Annotated in this window: 3 protein-coding genes and 2 pseudogenes; 2 read left to right on the forward strand and 3 right to left on the reverse strand. The window is 67.1% G+C overall.

Annotation, left to right across the window (positions count from 1 at the left end):
* Window positions 1-171: 171 nt before the first annotated feature.
* Window positions 172-687: pseudogene (locus ADBZ6I_RS15415) on the reverse strand (phage holin family protein); the annotation flags it as partial.
* 119 nt (window positions 688-806) lie between these two features.
* Here ADBZ6I_RS15415 and ADBZ6I_RS15420 point away from each other — a divergent pair.
* Window positions 807-1,550: a S1 family peptidase gene (locus ADBZ6I_RS15420; RefSeq protein WP_526385354.1), complete on the forward strand. Its 744-nt coding sequence runs from the start codon at window positions 807-809 to the stop codon at window positions 1,548-1,550.
* Here the strand turns inward: ADBZ6I_RS15420 and acs are convergent.
* Entirely contained in the window at window positions 1,547-3,508 is a 1,962-nt protein-coding gene (gene acs / locus ADBZ6I_RS15425; protein ID WP_526385356.1) for an acetate--CoA ligase, read from the reverse strand. The genes ADBZ6I_RS15420 and acs overlap by 4 nt on opposite strands.
* A 152-nt stretch (window positions 3,509-3,660) precedes the next feature.
* Here acs and ADBZ6I_RS15430 point away from each other — a divergent pair, with 152 nt between their 5' ends.
* Window positions 3,661-4,419, forward strand: coding sequence for a Fic family protein (locus tag ADBZ6I_RS15430; protein ID WP_526385358.1), 759 nt, complete (start codon window positions 3,661-3,663; stop codon window positions 4,417-4,419).
* A gap of 383 nt (window positions 4,420-4,802) precedes the next feature.
* On the opposite strand, the pseudogene ADBZ6I_RS15435 reads toward ADBZ6I_RS15430, so the two are convergent.
* Window positions 4,803-5,539, reverse strand: a pseudogene (locus tag ADBZ6I_RS15435) (haloacid dehalogenase-like hydrolase).
* Window positions 5,540-5,768 lie beyond the last annotated feature (229 nt).

Below are 5,768 nucleotides of genomic sequence, written 5' to 3' on the forward strand. Positions count from 1 at the left end.
GGGCTCGTCGTAGACGACGGGCTCGTCGTAGACGATGGCTTCTTCGTAGCTGACGGGCTCTTCGTAGCTCACCGCTTCTTCGTAGGCAACTGCCGCCGGCGCGATGGGCGCTTGAACGGTCCGCTCGGTCCGCGCCGGAGTCCGGGGACTCGCAGCTGCCGGCCTGGCAGCTACCGGCGCCGGAGCGGGTGCGGTCACCGCGGGAGCCGAGGCGACGGGGGTGGACCCCTTGAACTTCGACAGCCCGGGAGTCAGTGCGGCGGTGGTCTCCTTGACCGATTCGATGGCCTGTTGCGGACCGCGGATTCGGCGGACCTTCAAGAAGCCCAGTAGCGCCAGCACCGCGGTCACGACGAGCATCAGCACGAAGACGATCAGGAAAGCGGCCCAGCGCCACAACCAGGTGTCCAGCAGCTCCGCGAGGAAGAAGAACATGAAGAACGTGGAGTAGAGCAGCACCACCAGGGCGAGGATGAAGAACACACTGCCGGTGAGGCCCTTCTTCACATCCCGGGTGATCTCTGCCTTGGCCAGCTCCACCTCCGCGCGCACCAGCGTGGACATTTGGGTGGTGGCGTCCCGGACGAGCTCTCCGATGGAGGCGTTGGCGGATACTGCGTGTGGATCCACCAGCGGGATCGAGGTCACCGTGGTGGGCACCCCGTTCTTGCGATCCCGATTGCTCACGGTTTTCCTCCAGCGTCGATGTGGTCGCGGTTTATGTTGCCACGTCGGACACGCCGCCGGGGTACCCGCGCCTTTGTTGCAGAAGTTACAAATGTGACTCAGATAGACTCGGCGGACAAATGGGTTTCTTCGATGGAGGTGCCGTGATCAGCACGACCGCTGCCCGGCGGACGGGCACAGCGGTGGCTCTGAGCTGTGCTTTTCTGGCACTGACGGCACCGCCTGCCGCCGCATCGGAGCCCGTCGCCATGGGCGGTGGCGCCGGCATCGTGATCGACGGCGACACCTTTTGCACCCTGACCTCGATCGGCAAGGACCGCAGCGGCGCGCTGGTCGGCTTTACCTCCGCGCACTGCGGCGGACCCGGCGCCGAAGTCGCCGCCGAGGGCGCGGACGACCGCGGCGTGATCGGCACCATGGTGGCCGGCAACGACGGCCTGGACTACGCCGTCATCCGCTTCGACCCGGACAAGGTGACCCCGGTGTCGAACTGGAAAGGGTTCGTCATCGACGGGATCGGGCCGGACCCGGCGTTCGGCCAGGTGGCCTGCAAACTGGGCCGCACCACCGGCTACTCGTGCGGAGTGACCTGGGGCCCCGGCCAGGATCCGGGCACCATCGTCAACCAGGTGTGCGGCCGGCCCGGCGATTCCGGGGCGCCGGTCACGGTGAACAACAAACTCGTGGGCATGATCCACGGGGCCTTCACCGACGGACTGCCCACCTGCGTCATCAAATACATTCCGCTGCACACCCCGGCGATCACGATGTCGATCAACGCCATCCTCGCCGACGTGGCGGCCAAGGACCGGCCCGGCGCCGGCTTCGTCCCCGTCGCCGGACCGATGCCCGGACCGGCCTAGTTCGCCTTGCTGGCCCGGATGGCGAGGAACACCGTCGGGTCGAGAAGTGTTGAGGTGTCGCCCAATTCGCGTCCTTCGGCGACGTCGCGCAGCAGACGCCGCATGATCTTGCCGCTCCGGGTCTTGGGTAGTTCCGGTACGACGTGAATCTCCCGCGGCTTGGCGATCGGTGAGATCTCCCGGGCCACTTCCGCGCGCAACTCATTGACCATGTCCGCCGTCGTCATGTCGGCGTGGCTCTCCTTGAGGATGACGAACGCACAGATCGCCTGGCCGGTGTGCTCGTCGGACGCGCCGACCACGGCGGCCTCCGCCACCCCGGCATGGCCCACCAGCGCCGACTCGACCTCCGCGGTCGAGATGCGGTGGCCGGAGATGTTCATCACGTCGTCGATGCGCCCAAGCACCCAGACCTCGCCGTCGGTGCCGTAGCGGGCACCATCACCGGCGAAGTACCACCCCTGGTCGGCGAACCGCGACCAGTAGGTCTCCACGAACCGCTCGTGATCACCCCAGATGCCGCGCAGCATCGACGGCCACGGCTTGTCCAGCACCAGGTACCCGGTCACGGGTTCGCCGTGTTCGGTGGCCAGCGGAAGTTCCTGGCCGTGATCGTCGACGATCTTGGCCGAGATACCGGGCAGCGGACACATCGCCGAGCCGGGCTTGCAGGTGGTCACACCCGGCAGCGGCGAGATCATCGCGGCACCGGTCTCGGTCTGCCACCAGGTGTCCACGATCGGCGTCCGGTCGCCGCCGAACACCAGCCGGTACCAGCGCCACGCCTCGGGATTGATGGGCTCGCCCACTGAGCCGAGCAACCGCAGGCTGGACAGGTCGTGCTCGAAAACGAGGTCACGGCCCCACTTCATGAACGTCCGGATCAGGGTCGGCGCGGTGTAATAAATCGTCACGCCGTACTTCTCGATGACCTGGAAATGCCGGTGCTCGTCCGGCGAGGCCGGGGTGCCTTCGTAGACGACCTGGGTCGCGCCGTTGGAAAGCGGACCGTAGACGATGTAGGTGTGGCCGGTCACCCAGCCGATATCGGCTGTGCACCAATAGATATCGCTTTCCGGCTTGATGTCGAAGACGTAATTGTGGGTGTAGGACGCCTGCGTCAGGTAGCCGCCGGAGGTGTGCATGATGCCCTTGGGCTTGCCGGTGGTGCCGGAGGTGTAGAGCAGGAACAGCGGCTGCTCGGAGTCGAAGGCCTCGGGAGTGTGCTCGGTAGAGGCGCTGTCGACGACCTCGTGCCACCAGAGGTCACGGCCATCGGTCCAATCCACGTCGATGCCGGTGCGCCGGACGACGAGAACGTTGCGCACCGATGGCTGGCCGGCCACTGCCTCGTCGACGGCGGCTTTGAGCGACACCGCACTGCCCCGGCGGTACTGACCGTCGGTGGTGATCACAAGCTTGGCTTCGGCGTCCTCCACGCGGGCGCGCAACGCCGAGGCGGAGAACCCGCCGAAGACCACCGAATGCATGATTCCCAGCCGCGCGCAGGCCAGCATCGCCACGATCGCCTCGGGCACCATCGGCATATAGATGGCCACCCGGTCCCCGGCGACCAGGCCCAGATCGGTCAGCGCGTTCGCGGACTTGCAGACCTCGTCCTTGAGTTGCGCGTAGGTGATCGCTCTGGCGTCCCCGAGTGGCTCGCCCTCCCAGTAGATGGCCACCCGGTCGCCGTTTCCGGCCTCGACGTGCCGGTCCACACAGTTGTAGGCGACGTTGAGTTTGCCGCCCACGAACCACTTCGCGACCGGGGCACCGGACCAGTCCAGGACCTCGGTGAAGGGCGTCTCCCAGTGCAGCCGGTTGGCCTGCTCGGCCCAGAACCCGAGCCGGTCGGCCTCAGCCCGTTTGTACAGATCGGCCGTTGCGTTGGCCGTCCTCGAGAACTCCTCCGACGGAGGGTAGTGGGTAGGAACATCCGTGTGCGCCTCGGTCATACATGTGAGCGTAGTCACCATTTATCGACGACCCCGCGGTACTTTGCGACGCCAGCGCCGGACGGCAGTTGCGGCGCGGCGAACGGCGCGTCAACGTCCGGCCAGCGGTCCCGCGGGCGCCCGCCGGACCGGCGGTACTAGCGTGGGCCGTCGTGAGCCCCGGACAGCCCGACCTGCTGGCACCCCTGCTTGGCCTGCCGGGGGTGTCGGATGCCGCGGAGGCGGCCCGGGCCGCCCTCGGGAAAGCCCATCGGCACCGCACCAATCTACGCAATTGGCCGGTGACCGCGGCAGAGTCCGCGGTGCGAGGCGCCCGGTGCTCCTCAGCTCTCGACGGCGGCGGGGTGCAGCTGGGGGAGGAGGCCGCGGGATCGGAAGACCCGATCCTCGCCGGAGCGCTGCGGGTAGGCCAGGCACTGGAGGGCGGCACCACCAATCTGGTCGGTGTGTGGCAGCGCGCCCCCCTGCAGGCGCTCGCCCGACTGCATGCGCTGGCGGCGGCCGACATGGTGGACGAGGCAGACCTGGGCCGACCGCGGCCGGTGCCGGAAGTCGCGGCTCGGCTCGATCTCGTCACCCGGCTGGTCACCGGTGGGAGTTCGGTTCCCGCCGCCGTCCTGTCCGCAGTGGCCCATGGTGAGCTGCTGACCCTGAGCCCGTTCGGTGCCGCCGACGGTGTCGTGGCCCGGGCCGTCTCCCGGCTGATCACGATGGTGACCGGTTTGGACCCGCATGGTCTCGGGGTTCCCGAGGTGTACTGGATGCGCCGCGCGGACGAGTATCGGGCCGCGGCGGCCGGCTTTTCCAGCGGGCAGCCCGAGGCCGTCGGCGCCTGGGTCCTGCTGTGCTGTCAGGGCTTGGAAGACGGTGCGCGGGAGGCTATCTCGATCGCGGAGGCGGCAAAGACCTGAGCCGGGCTACCGGTGCGGAACATGAAGCGGGCGGCGTTCCGAACCGAGTTCGGCGCGCCGCCCGCTAACACGGTTCCGAGTTACCAAGCGTGCTAGGTGGGTTGCGTGGGTGGCCTCGGCGCTCCGGGCCACGCTGCGAAGGCCGACCCCTCCAAAGGAGCCACGGACTTCACCCGCTCTGCCCAGATACGCAGGCCCGCAACACTTCTGCCAACATCGCGGCGTGCTCCGCGTGGGTGCTCGGGAACCGTGCTGGGATGCTCGACTCGGGAGGTAGAACCTTCTCTTCCGGTGCTGCCTTGGCCTTGCCGAGCTTCCGTGCCTCCTTTCTACTACGTGATGGCCGTCACAGCAAGAGAAACGCGAGAAATGGTTGCGGATTGTCAAAAACCGAAGCGGCGCAACGCTGCTGAGGTCACCGAATAGGCCATCGCACCGGCGGCCAGCGCGCTCATCACCACCGCCGCGGTGGTCGCCACCGCCGCGGTCGACACTGCTACGCGTACTCCGATTCGATCGCCGACCTGCCGATGCTGGCCGAGGTCGGCCATCCCACCGTGGTGAACCCGGACCGGGCGCTGCGCAAGGAAGCCGCCCAGCGGGACTCGCCGGTGTTGACCTTCACCCGGCCGGTACCGCTGCGCGAACGCATTCCGGCGCCGTCGACCGCGTACCCCTCCACGCCGGCAAGTTCGCGCACCGCTGCGGCCTTGTTCTCGCCGCCGGAAGCCGACACCACTACCACGTCGCGACCACACAACCGGTGGTCGGCGATGAGCTCAGCCGCCTCGGCGAAGACCAGCGGATCGACGATGTCATGGAGTGTCTCGGTGACTACCGCCTTAACCTGCTCGACGTCCCACCCGGCGCACATGCTCGTCACGTAGGAGCGCATCCGGTCCATCTGGTCATGATCGGCACCCGACATCAACAAGAGGAACTGCGCGTAGCTGGATTTGAGGACCGACCGCCGGTTCAGCAGTCCTTGGTCGAAAAAGGACTTACTGAAGGCGAGTGTGCTCGATTTGGCGATCACCGTCTTGTCGAGGTCGAAGAAGGCGGCACTGTGGGGTGCGCCCGGCGGAACCGCTTCACCGCCGGACGCCTCAAGTGCGCTCACCACCCCAGGATATGCGGGCGCTCAACGGCTCGATTGAAGGCGAATATGACAGTTCAAGACAGGTGACCGAAGGTGCAAATTCACAGGAAAATAAGTACCTTTCGGTTTGATTTCAGTGCTTGCGCACGCCCCCAGGGGCGTGTGTATAGTGGTCGTCACTCGGCTTAGGTCGAGCGTGCATCAGCCCGACCCCCCGGGGCTGATACACGACGACCCTCGCCTCCTCCCC

The organism is Mycobacterium sp., assembly GCF_044342925.1.
GTDB lineage: Bacteria > Actinomycetota > Actinomycetes > Mycobacteriales > Mycobacteriaceae > Mycobacterium.

Bases quoted from the DNA above. Each gene is read 5' to 3' on its own strand.
- ADBZ6I_RS15420 (WP_526385354.1), top strand. From the start codon at position 807: ATGGGTTTCTTCGATGGAGGTGCCGTGATCAGCACGACCGCTGCCCGG.
- acs (WP_526385356.1), bottom strand. From the start codon at position 3,508: ATGACCGAGGCGCACACGGATGTTCCTACCCACTACCCTCCGTCGGAG.